The 22,866-nt window shown below is 62.0% G+C and carries 23 protein-coding genes; 19 read left to right on the top strand and 4 right to left on the bottom strand.

Annotation, left to right across the window (positions count from 1 at the left end):
* Window positions 1-25: 25 nt before the first annotated feature.
* The 6 genes from FVQ81_11755 (at window position 26) to FVQ81_11730 (ending at window position 7,062) form a co-directional block, all read left to right on the top strand.
* The gene (locus FVQ81_11755) at window positions 26-505 is read left to right on the top strand and encodes a hypothetical protein (GenBank protein MBW7997220.1); all 480 of its coding nucleotides are present in this window, start codon (window positions 26-28) and stop codon (window positions 503-505) included.
* Window positions 506-717: 212 nt separating this feature from the next.
* Entirely contained in the window at window positions 718-1,131 is a 414-nt protein-coding gene (locus FVQ81_11750; GenBank protein ID MBW7997219.1) for a hypothetical protein, read from the top strand.
* A 160-nt stretch (window positions 1,132-1,291) separates the two neighbouring features.
* Window positions 1,292-2,605, top strand: coding sequence for an efflux RND transporter periplasmic adaptor subunit (locus FVQ81_11745; protein MBW7997218.1), 1,314 nt, complete (start codon window positions 1,292-1,294; stop codon window positions 2,603-2,605).
* A complete protein-coding gene (locus FVQ81_11740; protein MBW7997217.1) occupies window positions 2,602-5,709 on the top strand; it encodes an efflux RND transporter permease subunit in 3,108 nt (1,035 codons plus the stop codon). Before FVQ81_11745 ends, FVQ81_11740 begins: the two co-directional genes overlap by 4 nt.
* 9 nt (window positions 5,710-5,718) lie before the next feature.
* The gene (locus FVQ81_11735; protein ID MBW7997216.1) at window positions 5,719-6,453 is read left to right on the top strand and encodes a cytochrome c biogenesis protein CcdA; all 735 of its coding nucleotides are present in this window, start codon (window positions 5,719-5,721) and stop codon (window positions 6,451-6,453) included.
* The gene (locus tag FVQ81_11730; GenBank protein MBW7997215.1) at window positions 6,454-7,062 is read left to right on the top strand and encodes a TlpA family protein disulfide reductase; all 609 of its coding nucleotides are present in this window, start codon (window positions 6,454-6,456) and stop codon (window positions 7,060-7,062) included.
* 77 nt (window positions 7,063-7,139) lie between these two features.
* On the opposite strand, the gene cysE is transcribed toward FVQ81_11730, so the two are convergent.
* The 4 genes from cysE to FVQ81_11710 form a co-directional block, all read right to left on the bottom strand.
* Window positions 7,140-7,742 (bottom strand): serine O-acetyltransferase, encoded by a 603-nt coding sequence (gene cysE, locus FVQ81_11725; protein ID MBW7997214.1) that lies wholly within the window; start codon window positions 7,740-7,742, stop codon window positions 7,140-7,142.
* Between the two features lie 118 nt (window positions 7,743-7,860).
* Window positions 7,861-9,648: a hypothetical protein gene (locus tag FVQ81_11720; GenBank protein MBW7997213.1), complete on the bottom strand. Its 1,788-nt coding sequence runs from the start codon at window positions 9,646-9,648 to the stop codon at window positions 7,861-7,863.
* A gap of 110 nt (window positions 9,649-9,758) precedes the next feature.
* The gene (locus FVQ81_11715; protein ID MBW7997212.1) at window positions 9,759-10,793 is read right to left on the bottom strand and encodes a phosphotransferase; all 1,035 of its coding nucleotides are present in this window, start codon (window positions 10,791-10,793) and stop codon (window positions 9,759-9,761) included.
* Between the two features lie 10 nt (window positions 10,794-10,803).
* Complete coding sequence (locus FVQ81_11710) at window positions 10,804-11,709, bottom strand: DUF362 domain-containing protein (protein ID MBW7997211.1); 906 nt, start codon at window positions 11,707-11,709, stop codon at window positions 10,804-10,806.
* 174 nt (window positions 11,710-11,883) lie between these two features.
* Between FVQ81_11710 and FVQ81_11705 the strand changes: the two genes are divergently transcribed.
* The 13 genes from FVQ81_11705 (at window position 11,884) to FVQ81_11645 (ending at window position 22,786) form a co-directional block, all read left to right on the top strand.
* Window positions 11,884-13,182 (top strand): glucose-1-phosphate adenylyltransferase, encoded by a 1,299-nt coding sequence (locus FVQ81_11705; protein MBW7997210.1) that lies wholly within the window; start codon window positions 11,884-11,886, stop codon window positions 13,180-13,182.
* A gap of 163 nt (window positions 13,183-13,345) precedes the next feature.
* Window positions 13,346-13,903 carry a hydrolase gene (locus tag FVQ81_11700; GenBank protein MBW7997209.1) on the top strand — a complete coding sequence of 186 codons (558 nt, stop codon included), beginning with the start codon at window positions 13,346-13,348 and terminating at the stop codon, window positions 13,901-13,903.
* Between the two features lie 11 nt (window positions 13,904-13,914).
* Complete coding sequence (locus tag FVQ81_11695) at window positions 13,915-14,712, top strand: TatD family deoxyribonuclease (GenBank protein ID MBW7997208.1); 798 nt, start codon at window positions 13,915-13,917, stop codon at window positions 14,710-14,712.
* 124 nt (window positions 14,713-14,836) lie between these two features.
* The gene (locus tag FVQ81_11690; protein ID MBW7997207.1) at window positions 14,837-15,373 is read left to right on the top strand and encodes an RNA polymerase sigma factor; all 537 of its coding nucleotides are present in this window, start codon (window positions 14,837-14,839) and stop codon (window positions 15,371-15,373) included.
* Window positions 15,374-15,388: 15 nt separating this feature from the next.
* On the top strand, window positions 15,389-15,838 hold the full coding sequence (locus tag FVQ81_11685; GenBank protein ID MBW7997206.1) for a hypothetical protein: 450 nt from the start codon (window positions 15,389-15,391) through the stop codon (window positions 15,836-15,838).
* Window positions 15,835-16,155: a YbjQ family protein gene (locus FVQ81_11680; GenBank protein ID MBW7997205.1), complete on the top strand. Its 321-nt coding sequence runs from the start codon at window positions 15,835-15,837 to the stop codon at window positions 16,153-16,155. Before FVQ81_11685 ends, FVQ81_11680 begins: the two co-directional genes overlap by 4 nt.
* Window positions 16,156-16,397: 242 nt before the next feature.
* Window positions 16,398-17,078 (top strand): metal-dependent hydrolase, encoded by a 681-nt coding sequence (locus FVQ81_11675; GenBank protein MBW7997204.1) that lies wholly within the window; start codon window positions 16,398-16,400, stop codon window positions 17,076-17,078.
* A 29-nt stretch (window positions 17,079-17,107) separates the two neighbouring features.
* Window positions 17,108-18,586 (top strand): glycine dehydrogenase subunit 2, encoded by a 1,479-nt coding sequence (locus FVQ81_11670; protein MBW7997203.1) that lies wholly within the window; start codon window positions 17,108-17,110, stop codon window positions 18,584-18,586.
* The gene (locus FVQ81_11665) at window positions 18,537-19,544 is read left to right on the top strand and encodes a lipoate--protein ligase family protein (protein ID MBW7997202.1); all 1,008 of its coding nucleotides are present in this window, start codon (window positions 18,537-18,539) and stop codon (window positions 19,542-19,544) included. The genes FVQ81_11670 and FVQ81_11665 overlap by 50 nt, the downstream gene beginning before the upstream one ends.
* A 46-nt stretch (window positions 19,545-19,590) precedes the next feature.
* Complete coding sequence (rpe, locus tag FVQ81_11660; protein ID MBW7997201.1) at window positions 19,591-20,265, top strand: ribulose-phosphate 3-epimerase; 675 nt, start codon at window positions 19,591-19,593, stop codon at window positions 20,263-20,265.
* On the top strand, window positions 20,235-20,840 hold the full coding sequence (locus FVQ81_11655) for an NUDIX hydrolase (protein MBW7997200.1): 606 nt from the start codon (window positions 20,235-20,237) through the stop codon (window positions 20,838-20,840). Before rpe ends, FVQ81_11655 begins: the two co-directional genes overlap by 31 nt.
* Before the next feature lie 42 nt (window positions 20,841-20,882).
* Window positions 20,883-21,797 (top strand): TIM barrel protein, encoded by a 915-nt coding sequence (locus tag FVQ81_11650; protein MBW7997199.1) that lies wholly within the window; start codon window positions 20,883-20,885, stop codon window positions 21,795-21,797.
* A 32-nt stretch (window positions 21,798-21,829) separates the two neighbouring features.
* The gene (locus tag FVQ81_11645) at window positions 21,830-22,786 is read left to right on the top strand and encodes a D-glycerate dehydrogenase (protein ID MBW7997198.1); all 957 of its coding nucleotides are present in this window, start codon (window positions 21,830-21,832) and stop codon (window positions 22,784-22,786) included.
* Window positions 22,787-22,866: the final 80 nt, after the last annotated feature.

The raw sequence follows: 22,866 nt of genomic DNA, 5'->3' as shown, positions 1-22,866 counted from the left end.
TTATTTCCGAGAAAGCAGGCCGATAATGGAAAATCCCCGCAAGCCCCCCTCCACTCTGTTGCATTTTGCTCTGCTGCCCGTCCTGCTGGCGGTGATGCTGGCGCATGTCGGCGCGGCTGCCCAGAACGCAGTCAACCTTGATCTGACCGTCCGCGAAATCGTGGCCGACAACAGCGGCCAGGGCCTGGACTCCCGGCTCGATGACATCGGCAGGGACCTCAAGAAGCTGGCCTACTCCACATTCCGTCTGGAAAAGACCCACACGCGGAAACTCGAAGGCGAGGCTCAGGTCAGGCTCGAACTGCTGGGGAAAAATATTCTGCTGATCGACTCCCAGGGAGTGGAAGAGGGCAAAATCCGGCTCAAGGTCAAGCTTACCCCCGGCGACAAAAAGCAGCGCAGTTTCGAGAGTACGCTGCGGATTCCCGATGGCGGGACGTTCATTATCGGCGGGCCGGCTTACGGCGACGGGGTGCTGATCCTGGCGTTTACCGCGAAAAAGTAAGCTGTCGCAAGGCTCATTTTTCCAGAATCCTGGAGATCGGGCTTCGCTCCCTTCACGATGGCCGGCCGACCTGTCGTCATATCGTTGGCTGGCTATGCCTTTTATCCGCCCCTCACGCAATGCTCGCCAAATCTCCTGTTGCACGCCGGCAGTTGCGGTGGTAAATTGGGTTCCCGGTCATAATCGAACTGTCAACCAGCCGGAGAGTTTCCTTGTCCAAGGGCAAAAAACCGCGCACGATATACCTCTGCGGCCCGATTATGGATTGCGCCCCCGGCGAAAGCGCCACCTGGCGCGAGCGGGCCAAGGAGCTGTTCGGCGAGCGGTTTACGCTGCTCGATCCGATGCGGCGCAATTTCAAGGACCGCGAGGTGGACAGCGCCAACGAGATTGTCTCATTCGACCTGCAGGATATCACCGAGGCGGATATCGTGCTGGTCAACTACAGCAAGGCCTCGATCGGCACGGCGATGGAGGTGTTCCACGCCTCCTACAACATGGGCAAGTTCGTGATCGCGTTCAGCCCGTTCCCGTTCGAGGACTGCAATCCCTGGATGGTCCGGTTCTGCACCAAGATCCTCCCCGAGCTCGAGACAGCGGTAACATATATCGACGAACACTTCTGATTTACCCTTTCCCTGCTTGCTAAACCACACCGATAGCTATATATATACAAACCTGTAACCATTATGGGTGCCGGAGTGTATAACAGCAGGCCTGGTACGGCCTGCTGATAGCTTTGTGAATTACCGGCTGGACTCATCTCAGAACCGAGGATCAAGCAAATTGCAGCATTTAAAACCAGTTAAGACGTTAATCCTGCTGGCCGCTGTCGCGGCGATGATCGGCGGGTGTTCGGGGGGGGACGAGCGCTCCCGGCGCGGACAGTTCGCCGGCGGCCGGGGAGGACCCGGCGGGATGATGGGCGGTATGCGCCAGAAAGCCGTACCTGTCGAAATTATGACGCCCTACCGGACCGAGCTTTCCAGTTACGTATTCGGCAATGCGAATGTCGACGCCCTGCGCGAGGTCGAGGTGGTGGCCCGGGTGCAGGGCCTGCTGCAAAAGCTCAACGTGGAAGAGGGCGACATTGTCCGCAGCGGCCAGGTGCTGGCCGAGCTGGACAAACGCGAGCTGAATATCGCCGTGCAGGAGGCCGAGGCCAGGCTTGAGAACACCCGCGAAATATACGAGCGCAGCCGCAAGATGCTCGAACAGGAGCTGACCAGCCAGGAACAGGTCGGCCAGGCCGAGTACAATTACAAAACCGCCCGAAGCCAGTACGAGCGCGCCAGCCTCAACCTGGACTACGCCTCGATCGAGGCGTCGTTCGACGGGATTATTACCCAGCGGCTGATCGAGCGGGGCGACCTGATCCGCGTCAACACCGTGCTGTTTCATCTGGCGGACACCGAAAAGCTGCTGATTCGCATGTTCGTTCCCGAAAAGGAAATGGGCCGGATCGATCTCGGCGACAAGGCGCGGATTCAGACCGAGATGTTCCCCGGTAAAAGTTTTGCCGGCGAGGTGGAAATGATCAGCCCGGTAGTCGATCCGGCCACGGGAACGGTAAAAGTGACTGTCCGGGTTACCGAGGGCCAGGAGAATCTGAAGCCCGGCATGTTCTGCACCCTCTACATCCTGATCGAATCCCATCAGGACGCGCTGGTTATCTCCCGTCAGGCGCTGATCCCCGAAACCGAAAGCCCCGAGGTGTTCGTAATCGACCAGGCCGACTCATCGACAGTCGTCCACCGGCGCAGGATCGTGCTGGGGATCACCCAGAGCGATACCCTGGAGGTTATCAGCGGTCTCAGCGACAATACGAGGATCGTGCTGGTGGGCCACGAGAGCCTGAATGAGAACACCGAGGTGCGGATTGTGAGCGCCGACGGGGACTCGTCGATGATAGCCGCGCCGCCGATGGAGATGAACCCGAATATGGATAGAAGCGCCCGCCGCGAGGCATGGCGCAAGCGTGCCGCCGAACAAGGCTTTACTCTTCCTGATTCAGGCGCGGCTCCTGACAGCGCCCGCCGCCGGGAAATGCGCGAGAGATGGCAGCGGCGTAACAACTCCACGGGAACCGAATCCCGATGACAATCGGCAAGTTCGCATTGGACAGGCCGGTCACCACCACGATGGCCGTAATCAGCGTGATCGTGATGGGTCTGTTGAGCCTGGGGCGTATCCCCCTGACCTTCCTGCCGGATATCAACCGCCCCTACCTCAGGGTCCAGGCCTCTTACCAGGGCTCCAACCCCGAGGAGATCGAGCGGCTGATCACCCGTCCGATCGAGGGGATGATGGGCACCACGCCGGGCCTGCGCGCGATCCGCTCCAACAGCAATTCCGGCAGCAGTTCGGTAAGCCTGGAGTTCGAGCAGGGCACCGACATGGATCTCGCCTCGATGGAGGTCCGCGAGCGGATCGACCGTGTACTGCCCCAGCTTCCCGAAGACATGCTCGACCCGCCGAGGATCTACCGCTTTCAGACCACCGACTGGCCGATCCTCAGTTTCGGCGTGATCTGGACCGGCGATGACCGCGACCGTTTCGAAAGTATTGTCGAAAACGTGCTGGAAAAGCGGCTGACCACGGTCGAGGGCGTGGCCAACGTGGTGGTGAGCGGGCTGATAAAAAAGGGGATCTATATCGATCTCGACCAGAACCAGATGCGCGCCTCGCGGATCAACTCCAACCAGCTCAACAATCAGATCAGCAGTGAAAACCAGAACCTGCCGGCGGGCTATGTCTACGCGGGCGGGCGCAAATACAACCTCCGGGTGGTGGGCCAGTTCCAGGATGTGGACGATATCGCCAAAATGCCGCTCAACGAACGCGGCCTGCGCCTGGAGCAGGTGGCCAATGTCCGTTTCGACTACCCCGAGGAAATCCGCCGGTTCAGTAGACTCAATGGCCACGAAGCGGTCTCGTTCAGGATTTACAAGACATCCAACGCCAACATCATCGCGGTCAGCAACCGGCTCAAGGCCGTCATGGCTAACATCAAAGCCGACCCGCGGTTCAGTCAGCTCGATTACCAGTTCTACTGGGACCAGAGCGAGGATATCACCAACAGTATAGACAGTCTGAAACGGGCCGGCTATATCGGAGGCATCCTGGCGATCCTGGTCCTGTTGTTCTTCCTGGGCAACCTGCGCAACACGCTGGTGATCACGATCGCGATCCCCGTTTCGGTGGTGACCGCCCTGTTTTTCATCTACCTGATCAGGATGGAGCCGATCGGCTCGGACCTGACGCTGAATATCATCTCGATGATGGGGATGATCTACGCCATCGGAATCGTGATCGACCCCTCGATCGTGGTGCTGGAGAATATTTTCCGGATCCGCAACGAGGAGGGCAAGGGCGCGGTTGAGTCGGCTATCGAGGGAGTCGGCGAGGTCGGCCTGCCGATCCTGGCCTCGATCCTGACCAACGTGATCGTGTTTGTCCCGCTGATCTTCCTCGGCGGCGGACGGGGCGGCATGAGGTTCATGCGTGATTTCGGGATAACCTTCTGCATGGTCTGTATCGCCAGTTTTGTCGTTGCGATAACTGTTGTGCCGCTGCTCTCCGGCCGGCTTATCCACAACCTCAAGCCCGGCAAGGAACGCACGTTCCCGCGTACGCGCAAGGTGTTCGCCTACCTGGTCGACCACGCCCTGCGCTACCGCCTGCTGACCATGTTTATCGTGGCTTTTATCATGTGGGGTACCTTCCAGCTCAACAAGATGATCGACAAGGAATCCTCCGGCTGGGCGCCGGACCGGCGGCTGAACGTTGGCATGAGTATCAGCCACAACTACAGCATGGCCGACGCATCGAAAATTGTTACCAGAATCGAGCAGGATCTGCTCAACCGCAAGCAGGAACTGGAAATCAGCTCGGTCAGGTCGGAACTCAGCATGGGACGCCGCAACCGGGCGGAAATCGAGGTGTTCTTCACCGAAGCGACCAAAAACAGCCGTACCACCGCCGAACTGCTGGCCGCGGTTAAAAATTATATCCCCGAATATCCCGGATTCGAGTACCATTACAACCGCTATCACGGCCATGGCGGCGGCGGCGGAGTGGAAATCAACCTCAGGGGCCAGAGCCTGGAGTTGCTGACAACCTACGCCGAGCGCATCCGCGACCTGATGAAGGATATCCCCGGCGTTCAGGATGTGGAACTCAGCACCGAACAGGGCGAGCAGGAAATACGGGTGATGGTCGACCGCGACCGGGCGATGGCCAACGAGATCAGCGCCAACACTGTCGCGCGCACGATCAGCAGCCAGCTTTCCAGCCGTCCGGTAAGCCGGTTCAAGGCCCCGGAACGGGAGATCGATATCAACGTCGGCCTCAAGCGCGAGGACAGGCTGAACCTCCAGAGCCTTCAGACCATGCTGATCTATTCCCCCCAGGGACAGCGCACCACGCTGGACAACATCGCCGATATCGAACTGGGAGTGGGGCCGCGCAGTATCGAGAAAAACAACCGGATGTTCAACGTGGAGATCGATCTGGAGGCCGAGGGCAGCGGGATTTTCCAGCTCAGCAACGAAGTGATGGCCCGGATGCGGCAGATCAGCCTGGCCCCGGGCTACAGTTGGGAACTGGGCCGCAATTACCAGAACATGGTCGAAGAGGAAAGCCAGAGCCGGTTCGCCATCATCCTGGCCCTGGTGCTGATCTATATCCTGCTGGCGGCCTTGTTCGAGTCATTCATCCACCCCTTCACGATCCTGCTTTCCGTCCCCTTTGCGATTATCGGCGTGGCGCTGATTTTTGTCGCCACCGGCACCAATCTGGGCACGGTCGCCTATATCGGCGTGATTATCGTCTGCGGCTTGGTGGTGAATAATGGAATAATTCTGGTGGATTATATCAACTTACTAAGGAGCAGGGGTCTGGCGCGCCGCGAGGCGATCCTGGAAGCCGTGCAAAAACGGATGCGGCCGATCATGATGACCGCGGCCACGACGATCCTCTCGCTGCTGCCGATGGTGGCGCCGCTGCTTGTGCCGGCCCTGTTCGGGCCCTCGGAGGGCCGCGCGGCCAACTGGGGTCCGGTGGGCCTGGCGATTCTGGGCGGGATGACCACGTCGACTTTCCTGACGCTGATTATCACACCTACCCTGTATTCACTGTTCGATGACCTGAGTGTCAGCGCCAGGCGCCTGGCCGGCAGGGTGTTTCTTACAGGCGAAAAGTAAGGGAGTTTGATGGAAAGCGTATCTCTGCTGGCTGCGTTCGGGGCGGGTGTGTTCAGTTTTATCAGTCCCTGCGTGCTGCCGCTGATTCCGGCCTACATCTCGTTCGTCTCCGGCGTGTCGATCGACACGCTGCAGGAGGGTGGCGAGGGCGAAAGCAGGCCGATGAAAGTCTTTATCAGTACGCTGGTGTTCGTGCTCGGCTTCAGCGCGGTGTTCATAATGCTGGGGGCCGGGGCCGGGGTGATCGGCAAACTGCTGTTCATCTACCGCGTCTGGTTCAACCGTGTGGCCGGGACGTTGATAATCATCCTGGGCCTGCACATGACCGGGGTATTCCGGATCGGCTTCCTCGAGTACGAGAAAAGAATCCACGTGCGCGAGAATCCGCTGGGCGTGCTGGGTATCTTCCTGATCGGCGCGGCGTTCGCGTTCGGCTGGACTCCCTGTATCGGCCCGATCCTGGCCGCGATCCTGACCCTGGCCGCCCAGCAGGGGACAGTGGGCAGCGGGATGTTCATGCTGGCGGTTTACTCTGCGGGGCTGGGGCTGCCCTTCATCCTTACCGGGCTGGCGATCCACAAGTTTTTCAACATGTATAAGAAGATTCGCAGGCATCTGGGAACAATCGAGAAGATCGCCGGAGCGTTTCTGTTAATTGTCGGGGGATTGATATTTTTCGACATGTTCTCCATATTAAGTGGTTACCTGCTACAGCTCTTCCCCGGACTGGCCGAGATCGGGTAGATGGGGTGCGCCGGGAAAGACAAAGATACCTGGAAGGAGGTTCCGATGTATAAGGTTGCTTACGTGTTTAAAGTTGCCGCGCTTGTGTGCCTGGGATCGGTGCTGGCCTGCGGCCGGGGGACCAGCCCCAGAGATGCCAGCGCCCAGCCCGAACAGTCGCCCGCGGTTCAGGGAACCGCGCTGGCCCAGGCGGGCAGTTCTCAGCAGGCGCCGGCGTTTAGCCTGACCAACCTGACCGGTGAAACAGTCTCGCTTGAAACCTACAGGGGCAAGGTGCTGATTATCGATTTCTGGGCGACCTGGTGCCCGCCCTGCGTCAAGGAGATCCCGCATTTCGTGGAGCTCTACGATATATACAATGAGCAGGGCTTTGAAATCCTGGGCGTTTCAGTGGACAGGGGCGGTCCCGGTACAGTCGAGAAATTCGTGAAGAAAAACTCCGTGAACTACGATATCGCGATGGCCAACATGGAGGTGGTGGACGCCTACGAGATCTACACGGGCATCCCGACCACCTACATTATCGACCGCGAAGGCAACGTGGTGGAAAAAGTGATCGGCTACCGCGACAAGAGTTTCTTCGAGGACCACCTCAAAAATCTGCTTTAAGCGGATTTTAGCTAGCGCGAAAAAAAGCCGGCCGGGAGTTCCCGGCCGGCTTTTTTATTTATATCTCCTCCCGCTCTTCAGATACCTTCGCCCTCAACTCCATGATTGCGCGGCGGTTTGCGCAGGTAATGGGCCGGCGGCAGCTTTTCCTCCACTTTCCTGTCGTCGCGCTTGACAATCACCCCCGGCGTGCCGACCACGGTTGTCCCGGCGGGCACGTCCCGGTTGACGATCACCGTTTCGGCGCCGATCCGGGCGTTGTCTCCCACCATGATCGGACCCAGCAGGGTGGCCGCCGTGCCGATCAGCACGTTATCGCCCACCGTTGGGTGACGCTTGCCGGCATGATGGCCCGTGCCGCCGAGGGTCACTCCGTGGAACATCACGCAGTCCTCGCCGACCTCCGCGGTCTCGCCGATCACAACCCCTGTTCCGTGATCGATAAAAAACCTGTGCCCGATAGTTGCGCCGGGATGGATTTCGACTCCGGCCCACCAGCGGGCGAGCACGCTGATAAAGCGCGGAAGTATCGGGATATGTAACTTCGTATGCAGCCAGTGGGCGATCCTGTAGAGCACGATCGCATGCCAGGCCGTATGGCACAGCAGGGTCTCCAGCCAGTTCTTGGCGGCCGGGTCGTTGGCCTTGATCGCCCTGAAATCCTCGATTACCTTCAGCATTCTCCCTGAATCCCTCCCCGCCCCGGATGAACCATCCTCTCCGGCGGGCGGCGCCGGAGAGAACTATTCTATCCCCGCATTGTCATTCTGTCAAGTTCCCGTCCTGCAAAGCCTTGTTTCACCAACTTCCTCCGGGATAGAGCTCCGCGGCCTGCGGACTGTCGTAAGTCGTCGTGCTGTCGATTTTAACCTCGCTGCCCCACTTGCCGCGCACGAAATCGATTGTCTCGATCCGCACGCTGTTGAACAGGTGATCGCCCAGCTCCGTGCGGCTGGGATAGTTGAGGTTCCCGTGCCGGCGGTCATGGTCCACTATCACATCGAGCACGCTCCAGCCGTCTTTCGCGCCGGCCGGTGTTACGGTTCCCGGGTCGGGATATTCGTTGGTGAACGGGATGAACAGACACCAGTGCGGCTGGGCCCACCACGCTTCCTGAACCAGCACTTCGCAGTTGACATCGCCGATTACGAAACTGTAGCGCGCGGCATGATCCACGCTGGAGGCGAGCTGCTGCAGAAGCTGGCTCATCTGACCGCACTGGCCCCAGCCGCCCAGCAAAACGCCCCGTCCGCCCGTGAGGTAGCTGGCGTTCTCCGGCCCGACCACGGCTCTCGTCCAGCTGCTCAGCCCGCCGATTGCGGCCAGCCGGCTGCCGGTTTCGGCCAGGATCTTTTCGTAGATCGGCAGGGCTATCCGGCGGTAGGCCCACACCTCCACCGGATCGTCGTTGTGGACCGTGGGGTGACGGTGCAGCGGAGTGTGGACCCGGACCTCGTTAACCGGCTCCTCCGCATTCAGCGGACGGGGCACCTCGACCTCGAGCAGCTTGAGCGCGCCGACCGCCTGCCAGGTGGACCTCATCTCGCTGGGGCCGGCCAGCGGGGTCTGGTCGGTTACGCCCACCCGCGCGAATCCGCCGTCAGGATTCTGTACCGAACCCAGCCAGGCCGCGCAGTCGGAGCGGGGACGGGCCGCGCGCGAGGTATCGCTCTCGGCCAGGGGCGTCCCCAGCATGCGCAGGGTGGAGACAGCCATCCACGTGCACTCGGTCAGCGAGTAATGATCAAAATTGTTCCAGTCATCGCCGTGGCCGACCTCGAAACCACCATCGGGTTCCTGCCCGTATGCCGAGAGCAGGAACTTTTTCACCTCTCGCGGCCGCTCAGGCATGGCCCCCAGCAGTGCCAGCGCCTGGACAGCATGGAACGTACCCGGCACGGAAGCGTAGTTGAAATTATCGACCGACAGCCTGAACCCGCCGCGGCGCTCACTGGTGTCCTGCTGTTTCCTGAGCCAGGCCACGACTTTGGCCGAATCGGGTATCGGCTCGCCGATCTCCTTGAGCGTGGCCACCGCCCAGTAGGTGCTGTAGACCGCCTCGCGCGCCCCGCCCCAGCCGATCTCGTAGGCATCGAACGCCCCTGAATCCCGCTGGCGCGCCTTGATGAAATCCGCCACGCCGGTGGTGTACGCCGGCGCCCTGCCGAAATACTTGAGTGTCCGCACGGCCCAGTAGGCCGGCTCCAGCGCGCTCATCGTGCCCCACGGCAGTCGCTTGCCGTTATAGTAGTCCCTGCGCTCCAGAAAACCGCCGTCGGGCTGCTGCATGCCCTGCAGCCAGGAAACTATTTCGTCCGTGTTCTCCAGCTCCCGCAGAACTCCGAGCTGAAACAGCGCCTCAACCGCCATCCCGGTGCGCGAGACAAACGAACTGTCGCCGGGGTAGCAGCCGAATCCCTCGCCCGGAACGCGGCAGGCCATGATCCATTTCACTGTCGGATGAGGACCGGCCGGCGCTGCCGGCTGCCGGATTCCGGCCTGTTCCGTTCCCTCCCGCGCGGCAGGGTCACAGGCGATCAGCAAGATAAGCGAAAACAATACGGGAGTCAGCAGTAAGCTTCTCATCCGGCAGAATCCTTTCGTGGCAAGCACTCGAGTACTGAATGGTTCTCTGAAGCCAGGCTGAAACGTATTACCGACTTTATTCCGTTTACAACTATCTTTCAGTTTGGGAGTCAGGCAGGCGGCCCGGCACGCTCCGCCGCACTGCGCAGCAGCGGAAACCGCTCGAATTCTCCCCTGCCCAACAGGCGGCGCAGGCTCTTGAGCGCCCGCGGCACGTAGGCCAGGAACTTCCGCTTCCCGTCGGCCAGACTCAGTTTACCGTACGCGCCCAGCACCTGCATCATCCTGTGCACAGCGATCAGCGGAAAGCTGCGCTCGAACGCGGATGCGGCGCGCGGGGCCAGCCGGGCAAGCAGCTCCGGATACGCCCCGGCCAGATTATCGCGCAGCGCCTGCGGCAGCGTCAGGTAGGGATCGTAGAGCAGACTGGCCACGTCGTAGGCCGAGGGCCCCATCCGCGCACCCTGGAAATCCAGCAGGCGCAGCCTGTCATCAGGCTGCTGGACCATGATATTGCGGCTCTGGAAATCCCGGTGGATCATCACCCGCTCCCCCACCGACTCGGCGGCGGTTTCCGAAAGCAGACGGAGTTCCGGATGCAGCGGAGCGGGATCGATACCGCACAGTTTCTCCAGGAAAAAGCCGGCGAAATACAACGCCTCGTCTTCGTACATGAAATCCGCATCGTAGGCCGGGTTGAATGTCCGCTCCGGCTCGAAAGTTCGCCCGCACTCGGCCTGTAACGCGGCCAGGGTCTCCAGCAGACGGCCGTATGTATCCCTGGTCCACGGAGATTTCAGGCCGCGCGCGAGCACCTCGGATTGGAGATGCCGGTCGCCGGTGTCCTCGCAGAGTATCAGCCCGGCGTCGCGGCGGTATCCGTACACCTCCGGCGCTCCGGCCCCGGCCCTGTTCAGCAGCCCGGCCACGTAGACCCAGGTTTCGTTTTCGTCCACATCGCGGCTTTCGTGCCGGGGCGGGTTCGGGTGGACAATCAGCACGCACGCCGCTGGCGCTCCGGAGACGCGGTAGAAACTGCGCGCGCTCCCGTCGCCGTGCAGCGGCTCGAATTTCAGCGGCCTAGCGACAGCGGGCAGGCAGGATTTGACAAATCCCGGCCAGCCCGGATCAGCCGGCTTGTTCATCGCAGAATCCTCATGTGCCGCGCCAGGTGGTGAGTTCGGCGGTGGAACTGACCTCGGTCAGTCTCATCGTGCCCAGCCCGCGCTCCTGCGCCCTGACGACTGTCGAGACTTCGCCGGGGTTCATCCCCATCAGCCGCAAACAGACCGTATCGACAGCCACCGGGTCCACTCCCGCCACGATCCGTCCGGGAGCGACATTGCGTCCCGGGCCGAACGGGCCGTTCTCGGCCAGGACCTCGGTGACGTCCACGATATGCAGCTGCGCTTTGACAGTGGCGGCCAGGTCGACTATGCTGTCCACGAGGTAGGAAGTTCCCTGGTGCCAGCCGGCGTTGCCGGCATTGATTCCCATCAGGTTCTTCAACGCACCGGTGAACCGGGTGCTGCCGTGGTGCTTGGCTATCGGCAGGTTGATAAATACGTCGGAATCCAGCGCAGGAGAGATCACCCGCAGCGTTTTCTGCCGGGCGGCCCTCGCAACTGCCGCCTCGCGCCAGGCGCCGCTCCCCGATGGCGTCCAGACAGCCGCTCCGGCGCGCAGGGCCGCCTTGTCGATCCCCGTGCCGGACCAGCGGGACCCGTAGTGGATCGAGCAGACCCGGACCTCGGACGCTCCGGCTTTCAGGCAGACAGAGACCACCTCGGCCACCAGGTCGGGACGGGTGCTGGCCCCGGTGCGGAAACCCTGGGGATTCGGCAGCAGCATCACCCGCTCGCCGCCCTTGATAAACCGGCCGATTCCGCCCAGGGATTCGAGCGCCGAGCGGACCGCGCCCGCCAGTTCATTATCAGCTTTCGCGCTTGCGGCCAGGATGCCGCCGCCCGCCGTTTGCGCACCAAGCCTGCCCGCCGCCGCGAAAGCCGCCGCCGCGGCTGAGGCGACAAACCGCCTCCTGCCGATCTCTCTTCCGTCCATCAACCCACTCCCTGTCGTCAAACCGCTGCCTGAGCCATAATAGTCGGCATGGACTCAGAAATCAACCCGCCCAGAGTCCTTGGTATCCTTGACTGGCGGCGATCTACCTGTAAATTAAGAACATACGGCAGAAAAAAATAATAAAAGCTCAATCAGATACGAGGAAGTAACCCCATGGATAGCAGAGACACGCTGGCGGTTATTCTCGGCGGAGGCCGTGGAACCAGGCTCGCCCCGCTGACCCTGGCGCGCTGCAAGCCGGCGATCAACCTGGCCGGGAAATTCCGGCTGATCGACGTACCCGTCTCAAACTGTATCAACTCCCAGGTCCGCAAGATATTCGTGGTCACCCAGTTCCTTTCCGCCGGCCTGCACCGTCACCTGTTCCAGACTTACCGTTTCGACCGGTTCAGCGACGGGTTCGTCGAAGTGCTGTCCGCCGAACAGACCCCGACCAACGTGAACTGGTTTCAGGGCACGGCCGACGCTATCCGCCAGAGCCTGCGCTACATTATCGAGTGGAATATCAAGAACGTGCTGATCCTCTCCGGCGACCAGCTTTACGCGATGGATTACGGCAAGCTGATCGACCACCACGCCAGTACCGGCGCGGACGTGACTGTCGCGACGCTGCCCGCTCGGGGCGAGGATGTTTACCGGATGGGGATCATGCAGATGGACCGCGACGGGCGGCTGGTTAATTTCGTCGAGAAACCCGACGACCCCGGTGTGCAGGAGAAGCTGACTACGGACGCGGAAACCATGAAAAAGTTCGGCGTGGAACCCAAAGACCGTCACCACCTGGGCTCGATGGGAATCTACGTGTTCAGCCGCAGTGCGCTGGTCGAGTTGCTGAGCAGGGAAAAGTACACCGATTTCGGCCGCGAGGTGATCCCGGCCGCGCTCGAATCGCACAAGGTGTACGGCTACGTGTTCGACGGGTTCTGGGAGGATATCGGCACGATCGAAAGCTACTACCGGGTCAACCTGTCGCTTACCGACCCCGTGCCGCCGTTCAACTTCCACGACGAGCACTGGCCGATCCATACCCACCCGCGCAGTCTGCCGGGGGTGAAAGTGGTCGGCGGCAGCATCGAGCGGGCGATCCTCTGCGAGGGTTCGATTATTGACCACTCGGACGTCGAGCGCTCGATTATCGGTGTCCGCGAGATGGTCCGTCACGGTACCAGAATCAAGGACAGCTTGATCCTGGGCGCCGACTACTACGACACTCCCGGCGAGGACTCCGAGCGCGGTATGCGGCGCGGCCGGTCCAGCGATATCCCGCTCGGGATCGGCCACGACGTGGAGATCGAGGGCGCGATCCTGGACAAGAACACGCGGATCGGCGACGGGGTGCGGATCACGCCCAAGTACGACATGGAAGACCACGAGGGCGACGGTTATTTCGTGCGCAGCGGGATCGTGATTATCCCGCGTGGCAAGGTGATCGAGCCCGGACGGGTGATTTAGAAGCGTGTTTATTCAACACGCTTCTAAGCGCCACAAGGATGTGGCGGCAAAATGCGCGGACTTTAAGTCAAGCATTTTGGGCGGCTTGCCATAACAAGTGAAGGCAAGCCGCCTTGAAAAATGCCACGGAAGGCATTTTTCAACACTCTTTCAGGAGGCTCCTATGGCCCAACCAGGCAGGCTTCTTGACCTTAAGCGCACCCTGCTGGTGGTGGTGGACCTCCAGCAGCGGCTGGTGCCGGTGATCGACAGCCACGAGGCGGTGGTGGCCAACTGCGCCCGCCTGATCGAGGGCTGCCGGGTGCTGGGCGTACCGGTGATTTTCAGCGAACAGTACCCCAGGGGACTGGGACCGACTGTCGAGCAGCTCCGCAAGCTGGCCGGTGATGACGAAATCGCCGAGAAGATCACGTTCAGCTGCCTGCGCGACCGCGCGCTGGCCGAGACTGTCGCCGAAACGGGCCGCGACACCCTGCTTGTCTGCGGAGTAGAGGCCCATGTCTGCGTAACTCAGACCGTGCTCGACGCGCTGGAGGCGGGCTACCGCGTCCACGTGGCCGCCGACGCAACCGGCAGCCGCAGCCCGGAGAACAAGCGGGTGGCCCTGGAGCGCCTGGCCGTCGAGGGGGCCACAGTGACCACCACCGAGAGCGCCCTGTTCGAGCTGCTGAAAAAGGCCGGCACCGACGAGTTCCGGCAGATCAGCAAGCTGGTCAAGTAGGGCGGCGCGCGATGAGCGATTCCATGGAAACCGCCGGCCTCACTCTCTGCGACTCCCATGCCCACCTGACCGACAAGCAGTACGCCGATGACCTGGACGAGGTGCTGGAGCGGGCAGCCGAAGCCGGCGTGGCGCGCATCATCGATGTCGGGATCGACCGCAATACCTCGGCGGCCGCCCTGGAGCACGCCGCCGCCCACCCGGAAATCTGCGCCACCGCCGGGCTGCACCCCCACGATGCAACGGATTTTTCTCCCGGCCTGATCGACTTTTTCGACAACCTCGCCGCCGACCGCCGCGTGGTCGCTATCGGCGAAACCGGCCTGGACCGTTACTACGACCACAGTCCGCTCGAGGTGCAGATCGAGAGTTTCGAGGCCCATCTCGAACTGGCGGCGCGTAACGGCCTCCCGCTGGTAATCCACTGCCGCGAGGCCTACAGGGAGCTGATTGAAATACTCCGCGGTTTCGAACAGCAAAAAACGCCCTGGCAGGTCCACTGTTTCAGCGGCGACGAGCATAGCCTGGCCGCGCTGATCGAGCTCGACTGCTATTTCAGTGTCGGCGGGATGGTGACGTTCAAGAACTACAAGGGCGCGGAGCTGGTGCGCGCCATCCCCGGCAACCGTCTGCTGCTCGAAACCGACTGCCCCTACCTGGCCCCGGTCCCCAGGCGCGGCAAGCGCAACGAACCCTCGCTGCTGGTCCATACTGCCGGGGTTGTTGCCGGGATGCGGGGAGAAACGGTAAAAAACCTGGCGCGCGCCACCACGGACAATTTCAACAGGCTGTTCGGCGCTCCGGCCTGACCCGCGAGAAAAAAAGTTGGAAGATATCCACCCCAGGCGTTGTCTGTATGGTCGAAACCGAGCGGAATTTCTCCTGCACGGATTACGCTAAGAACCGTTACTTAAATCTGCGTGAAGAGAACCGATGGAAACCGACATCCCGTCATTGGCCGCCGCCGCCCGCAGGGGCGAGCTGACCGCGTACGAGAAGCTGGTCAAACTGTTCATGCGGCGGGCCTATTTTTTCTGCCTCGGTATCTGCGGCAACCGCGAGGACGCGCTGGATATCAGCCAGAACGCGTTCGTGCGCGCCTGGCGCGGGATCGGACGGCTGGCGGACCCGGAGAGTTTTCCCTCGTGGCTCTACAGTATCCTGCGCAACGAAACCGCCAATTTCCTCAAGAAACGCGGCCGGATGGAGCACCGGGAGCTCACCGGTCAGAAGTTGCTGGAAACTGTCGTTACCGGCGAGTCACCGGATGAGACGGCCACCCGGCGCGAGGTCTGGGAGGCGATCGGACGGTTGCCGCTGGAAATGCGGGAGATAATCGTGATGAAGCACTTGCAGGGGATGAGCTATAACGAAATCTCCGGCCTGCTGGATATCCCCCGCGGCAGCGTGGCCAGCCGCCTCTACCGCGCCCGCGCGGAGTTGAAACGCAAGCTTGATGGCAGAGTGTGAAGGGAGGTAATCCCCGTGAAAGATAGAGAAGAGTTGATGCGCCTGCTGACCGCTTTCGCCGACGGAGAGCTGGATGAGAGCGAGCGCGAGCGGGTGGAGCGCCTGCTGGCCGACGACCCGGAGCTGCGCGGCGAGCTGGAGTCGATCCGCAACCTGAACAGGCTGACAGTCAAAATCCGTCTGACCGAGCCGGAACAGGAGGTCTGGAACATGTACTGGGCTAATGTCTATAACCGTCTCGAACGTGGCGTGGGCTGGATTCTGCTCTCGGTGGGCGCGATTATCCTGATCGCCTACGGCGCGTGGCATTTCGTCAGGGATTTCCTGCTGGACCCCGAGGTCCCCCTGCTGATGAGAACCGGTGTCTCCGCCGCCCTGCTGGGAGCGATAGTCCTGCTGGTCTCGGTGCTCCGCGAGCGGCTCTTTGCCCGTAAGAAGGAACGTTACGAGGAGATTGTGCGATGATCATGGTCACCACGGATACTATCCACGGCAAGAAGATTGTAAAAATGCTTGGCTTGGTGCGCGGCAACACGGTCCGGGCGCGCCATATAGGACGGGATGTCCTGGCTGGATTACGCGGGATAATCGGTGGGGAGATCACCGACTATACCAAGGCGATTGCCGAGGCGCGGGAACAGTCCCTGGACAGGATGGAGGAAGAGGCACGCTCACTGGGGGCCAACGCGATAGTGATGACTCGATTCTCCACCAGCCAGGTCATGAAAATGGCGGCTGAGATCCTGGCCTACGGCACCGCGGTGGTAGTGGAGGACGAGTAGGACTGGAGTTGAGACAACCAGTTTGGTAATGGCAGCTTAACCGGTTTTGCGGGTTCGGCGGCGCGTCGTCGAGTATCACTTGATCTCAAGTAGTCCGGGCGAATTCATCCCCCCTCCCCTTGTCCGCCCTTGCCGTACTCTTTATATTTGATCGCATGAACGTTTCCCCCCTTCCGCGCACCGGCGGTAACCCGAACCGGTGCGGGATCAATTGCGCACAGGGAAACCGCGAGGAGTTAATCATGGCAAGCCTCACCTACTACGGACACTCGGCATTCTGTATCAACACCGGCGGCAACAAGGTCCTGATCGACCCGTTTATCTCGGGCAACCCGCTTACCGAGGTCGACCCGGACAGTATCGAGTGCGATGCTATCCTGCTGACCCACGGCCACTTCGACCATCTCGGCGACACGATCCCGATTGCCCGGCGCTGCGCTGCGCTGGTGGTGACCACCAACGAGCTGGCCGGCTATCTCGACAGCCAGGACGTCAAGAACCACCCGATGCATATCGGCGGCTACCGCCAGTTCGATTTCGGCGCGGTCAAGCTGACCCCCGCTTTCCACGGCGGCGGAGTCGAGGGCGCGGATTTCGCCTGCACCCCCTGCGGGTTCCTGATTTATATTGACGGCAAAACGGTCTTCCACCCCGGCGACACCTGCCTGACAGTGGAGTTCGAGCTGATCGGACGGCTGAACGATATCGACCTGGCCATGCTGCCGATCGGAGATAATTTCACGATGGGGCCCGGCGATGCGCTGGAGGCGGTGCGGATGCTCAAGCCCGAGCGGGTCGTGCCGATGCACTACAACACCTGGGAGCTGATCGCCCAGGACGCGGACGAGTTCAAGAAAGACGTGGAAAGCCAGACCGGGGCCAAGGTGACCGTGGTGAAGCCGGGCGGCACAGTGGAAATCTGAGTCCCCGTGCGGGGAAAAGAGACGGTGGGATGTCCCAGAAAACTATTTACGACCTCAGCAGACCCGGCCGCACCGGCGTAAGCCTGCCGGCCTGTGATGTTCCCGAAAAACCGCTCGACGACTTGCTGCCCGGCTGGGCGCGCCGCGAACGGGAAGCGGAACTCCCCGAGCTGGCCGAGATCGATGTGGTCCGGCATTTCGTGCATCTCTCCACGCTCAACTACCACGTGGACAAAGGGCTCTATCCCCTGGGCTCCTGCACGATGAAGCACAATCCCAAGATCAACGAGGCCGTCGCCCGCTGGCCCGGGTTCGGCCAGCTTCACCCCCTCGCTCCCGAAGCGGCGGTCCAGGGCGCGCTGGGCCTGATGCACCAGTTGACCGGCTACCTCGAGGAAATCAGCGGGATGAAACGCGTGTCTCTGCAGCCGGCCGCCGGCGCGCAGGGAGAGCTGGCGGGGATGCTGATGATCCGAGCCTGGCTCCTCAAGCAGGGCCGTCCCCGGCAGAAAGTAATCATCCCAGACAGCGCCCACGGCACCAACCCCGCCAGCCTGGCGATTGCCGGCTACGAGCCGGTGGTGCTCAAGTCCGGCGAGGACGGACTGCTGGACCTCGGCAGGCTGCGCGAACTGGTGGACGATGACGTGGCGGCGATGATGGTCACCAACCCCAGCACCCTGGGCCTGTTCGAGAAAGACCTCCCGCAGGCCGCGGAAATCCTCCACGGCGCCGGTGCGCTGCTCTACATGGACGGCGCTAATCTCAACGCCCTGCTGGGCCGCGCCAGGCCGGGAACCCTGGGCGTGGACGTGATGCATTTCAACCTGCACAAAACTTTCAGCACGCCCCACGGCGGCGGCGGTCCGGGAGCCGGCCCGGTGGGTGTCAACGAGAAGCTCGAGCGGTTCCTGCCCCTCCCGATGGTGGAGCGCGACAGCGAGGGAAACTATTTCCTCGATTACGACCGCCCCGATACGATCGGCAGGCTCCACGGTTTCCTGGGCAATTTCGGCATGTATGTCCGCGCCTGGCTCTATATCCGCATGCACGGAGCCGAGGGGCTTAAACGGGTCTCGGAGATGGCCGTGCTCAACGCTAATTTCGTGCGCAGCCGCCTGGCCGGTACGTACGATCTCCCCTACCAGGGCGACTGTCTCCACGAGTGCGTCTTCAGCGGCGACCGCCAGAAGGACCTCGGCGTGCGGACTCTCGATATCGCCAAGCGGCTGCTGGACTACGGGTTCCACGCACCGACTATTTATTTCCCGCTGATCGTCCATGAGGCGCTGATGATCGAGCCGACCGAGACCGAAACCATGCAGTCGCTGGAGGATTTCTGCGCGGCGATGATCGCGATTGCCGCCGAGGCGGAGGAGGAACCCGGGAAGGTTACTTCCGCGCCGCTGACTACCCCGGTGGGCAGGATGAACGAGGGCAAGGCCGCCCGTGAGCTGAATGTCTGCTGCCGGATCGCCTTGCCGGACGATGGCGATGAAGAGAACTGAACCTGCTTCTTGCGAAAGCGGCTGCAAAGTTACCCGGCCGGCGAACATTGCGCCGGTCTTTTTTTCAGCTTATTTAATTGACATGGCGCACTGGCGTTTTATCGACAGCGGAGCCTGCGAGGCCGCGTTCAACATGGCGCTCGACGAGGTCCTGCTGGGCAAGGTGGCGGCCGGGCAGAGCCCGCCCGTGCTGCGGGTATACCGCTGGAGCAGGCCCTCGGTCAGCCTGGGCTACCATCAGCAGGCCGCGCGGGAACTGGACCTGGAGCTCTGCCGCAGCCGCGGAATCGATGTGGTCCGCAGGCCCACCGGCGGGCGCAGTGTCTATCACGACACCGAGCTGACTTACAGCCTGGCCGCGCCCGGCGGCATCGAATTGCCGGGCCATTCCGTGTCCCATAGTTCGGCGGCGATCGCCGGGGCGCTCCGCGGGTCGCTGGAACTGCTGGGAGCGGTAACCGACAGTCCGGAAATGGTGAATCCCTCCGCTGCCGAACGCGGCGCCGCCGGGATGCGCAATCCGTGTTTCACCAGCGCGGCCCGTCACGAAGTCTCTCTCGGCGGCCGGAAGCTGGTGGGCAGCGCACAGTTCAGGCTGCCGGGCGGCGCGGCTTTCCTCCAGCAGGGCTCGCTGCTGCTGGCCAACTGCCAGGACAAGCTGGCCGGGCTGAAGCCCGTTGGGCTTGAAGATGACCAGCGTGAAGCACTGGCAACAAACTTGCGCGCCGCGGTGACTTCGCTGACCGATATCCTGGGCCGCGAGGTGGGCTACGCGGAAACCGCGGCGGCCATCCGCGGCGGGTTCGCCGACCATTTCGGGGTGGAGCTGCACGATAGCGCACCGGAGCCGCACGAACTCAGGATGGCCGAATACCTGGCGGACAAGCGTTATCGAAGTGAGGACTGGCTCACCGGCAGCGGACAACGGGCTAATTTCGGTGAACAGATTATCGGTTGAGTTAACATGTAACTGAAACGATTAACCGCAAAGAGCGGGTGAGCAGATGAACGTACGCATCCATCCCTCGATCCTCAACGCCGACCACGACAACATGCGCTCCGAGTTCGAGCTGATCGAGGCGGCGGGCGTGGAGGGCATCCACCTGGATATCATGGACGGCCGGTTCGTGCCGCCGGTCACCTTCGAGATCGAAACTATCCACCGCTATACGGCCATCTGCGACCTGCAGTTCGACGCCCACCTGATGATTGTCCAGCCGGAGAAGTATGTGGACGGCTATATCGACGCCGGCTGCTCGCTGGTCAATTTCCATCTCGAAGTCACCGCCGATGCTCCGCGGCTGATCGACTACCTGCACGCCAAGGGTATCCAGGCCGGGGTGACTATCAACCCCAACACGCCTGTCGACGAGATGATCTCGGTGGCCCATCTGGTGGACCTCGTGCTGTTCATGAGTGTCTATCCGGGCTACGGCGGCCAGCGGTTTATCCCGGACGTGCTGGACAAGGTGCGCGCGTTCAAACGCCATTGCACCGAGCACGAGCTGGACCCGCTGATCCAGATTGACGGCGGTATCAATCCCGTGACCGCGCCGCTGACGGCCGCCGCCGGAGTCAACACGCTGGTGGCCGGGACATTCATTTTCCGGAGCGATGATTACGCCGAGCGGATCGGGGACCTGCGTAAATCCTGTGCGGATATGGAACCGGACTGGTAACGGATACGGGGATAGAAAGGACAGTGAAAGTGGCCGGTGGAGCCAGAGTAATCTCGAGCGAACGGGTGCTGGTCGGTAAGCTGATTGAGGTCTACGTGGACGAGATCGTCGAAGACCACGCTCCGCGGCAGTCGCGGCGGGAGGTGGTCCGAGCCAGCGCGGCCAGCGCGGTGGTGCCTGTCACGGAAAGCGGCGGGATCGTGCTGGTCCGCCACTACCGCTACGCAGTCGATGAGAGCCTGTGGGAAATCCCCGCCGGGATGCGCGATCCGGGCGAGGACGCCGCGGAGTGCGCCGCGCGCGAGTTGGCCGAGGAAACCGGTTACCGGGCCGGCAGGGTCAGTCTGCTCACCCGCCTGCGCACAACTCCGGGGTTCTGTGATGAGATAATCGACCTGTTCAGCGCCCACGAACTGGCTCCCGGCAATCCCGATCCGGACCCGATGGAGCATTTCGAGGTCGCCGAGTTCGGGATCGAGCAGATCAGGCGGATGATCGCTGCCGGCGAGATCACCGACGCCAAGACTATCGCCGGCGTGCTGATCGTGGCCGCCGGTATCGGGTGTGGCGCTTAAGCCTGTCGCCCGCTACAGAGATTGGAGCAGGAGCGGAATACGATGATCGAACCTGTCGAACAGTACCTCCGGCTGGGGCTCGTCCATTTCATGGCGTTCCCGCAGGTGATGCGGGACGAGACGGCGCTGCTGCCCACTGTGGAGCAGATTGCCCACATCCCCGATTTCCGCTGTATCGAAATCAAGCTGGTGGAGAACGAGCGCCTGCTGGAGCCGCTCAAGCGCCTGCTGGAGAGTTCGATGCTCGATCTCGGCCTGGCGGCCCAGCCGTCGATCCTGGCCGGCGGGTTCGATCCCGGCTCGGAGGACAAGGCGGCCCGCGAGCGGGTGCTGGATCTTCTGCAGCGTCACGTGGACCAGGCAATCGAACTGGGCGCGGAGAGCGTCGCCATGCTCAGCGGACCCGATCCCGGTGATAAAAAGCGCTCCGGCAGCCTTCAGCGCACCGCCGACCTGATCGCCGAACTCTGCGCCTACAGCCAGTCCAGGAACGGGCCGAAAATCATCCTCGAGGTGTTCGACCGGAAGATCGACAAGAAAGCGCTGGTGGGTCCCGCCGAGACTGCGCTGCACCTGTGCGAACTGGTTTACGCCCGGGGCGCGGACAATTTCGGCGTGTGCGTCGACCTCAGCCACCTTCCGCTGCTGGGCGAAACTCCGGAACAGGCGATTTTTCCGGTGCAGGACTACCTGGCCAGCGCCCACCTGGGTAACGCGGTCCTGCTGGAGGGGCACCCGCTCTACGGCGACCAGCACCCCGGCTTCGGCAACCCCGCCGGGGCCAACCGGGTCGATCAGACACGGGACTTTATCAATACCCTCAAGAATACCGGCTTCCTCAACCGCAAAAGGCCGCCGATGGTTTCATTCGAGGTCAAACCGTCGGATGGCGAGAAGAGCGAAACCGTGATCGCCGCCGCGCTGAGAGTGTTTCGCAGGGCCTGGGCCAAGGCCTAGCGGATCGAAATCAAGGCAACCTGGAGCACTGGATGGATAAAGTTGTCGTGACCCGCCGTCTGCCCGGCGATGCTGTCGACCGGCTGGGAGAGAAATTCGACGTAACTGTCAGCCCTTACGAGCGGAATCTCAGCTACGGGGAACTCAACGAGATTTGCCGCGGCGCGGCGGGAGCGATAACCATGCTCAGCGACAGGGTGGACCGGGAGTTTATCGAAAGCCACCCGGAACTGAAGGTTGTTTCCAACTACGCGGTCGGCTACAACAATATCGACCTCGCGGCCGCGGCCGCTAACGGCGTAACCGTCGCAAACACTCCCGGCGTGCTCACCGAGGCCACCGCCGATATCGCCTGGTTACTGATCCTGGCGGTCGGCCGCCGGATAGCCGAGGCCGACCGCTATACCCGCGCGGGCAAATTCGCTGGCTGGGCGCCGGAGCTGTTCCTGGGCCGGGATATCTACGGCGCAACTCTGGGGATAGTCGGGATGGGCCGGATCGGCCAGGCCACGGCGCGCAGGGCGCTGGGCTTCGAGATGGAGATTCTCTATTTCAGCCGTGAGGCCAAACCGGAGGTCGAAAAACAACTGGGCGCCAGGCGGGTGGAGCTGGACGAGTTGATGCGGCGCGCGGACTATATCAGCCTGCACACACCCCTGAGCCGGGAGACGAAACACCTGATCGACGAGCGGAGGATCGGGCTGATGAAACCCACCGCCTTCCTGATCAACACCGCCCGCGGGCCGGTTGTCGACGAGAGTGCTCTGGTGCGGGCGTTACGCAACGGTAAAATCTCCGGGGCCGGGTTCGATGTCTATCACGACGAACCGGTACTGACTCCCGGACTGACCGAGTTGGATAATACCGTCCTGCTGCCCCATATCGGCAGCGGCAGCCATGCAACCAGGCGGAAGATGGCCGAAATCGCCGCGAAGAACCTGAGCTCGGTGCTGGAGGGACGCACCCCGCCGCACCCGGTTAGCAGCTGACAATGACCCATTCGGGCAACAGACGGCGTCCCCGCAGCGGGGCGCCCGAAAGGCCGGACCTTCGGGAGAAAGCCGAGAAG

The organism is Candidatus Glassbacteria bacterium, from assembly GCA_019456185.1.
Classification (GTDB): domain Bacteria; phylum Gemmatimonadota; class Glassbacteria; order GWA2-58-10; family GWA2-58-10; genus JAJRTS01.
Note: the sequence above shows the minus strand (reverse complement) of the source record. Positions and strands in the feature narration are given on the sequence as shown.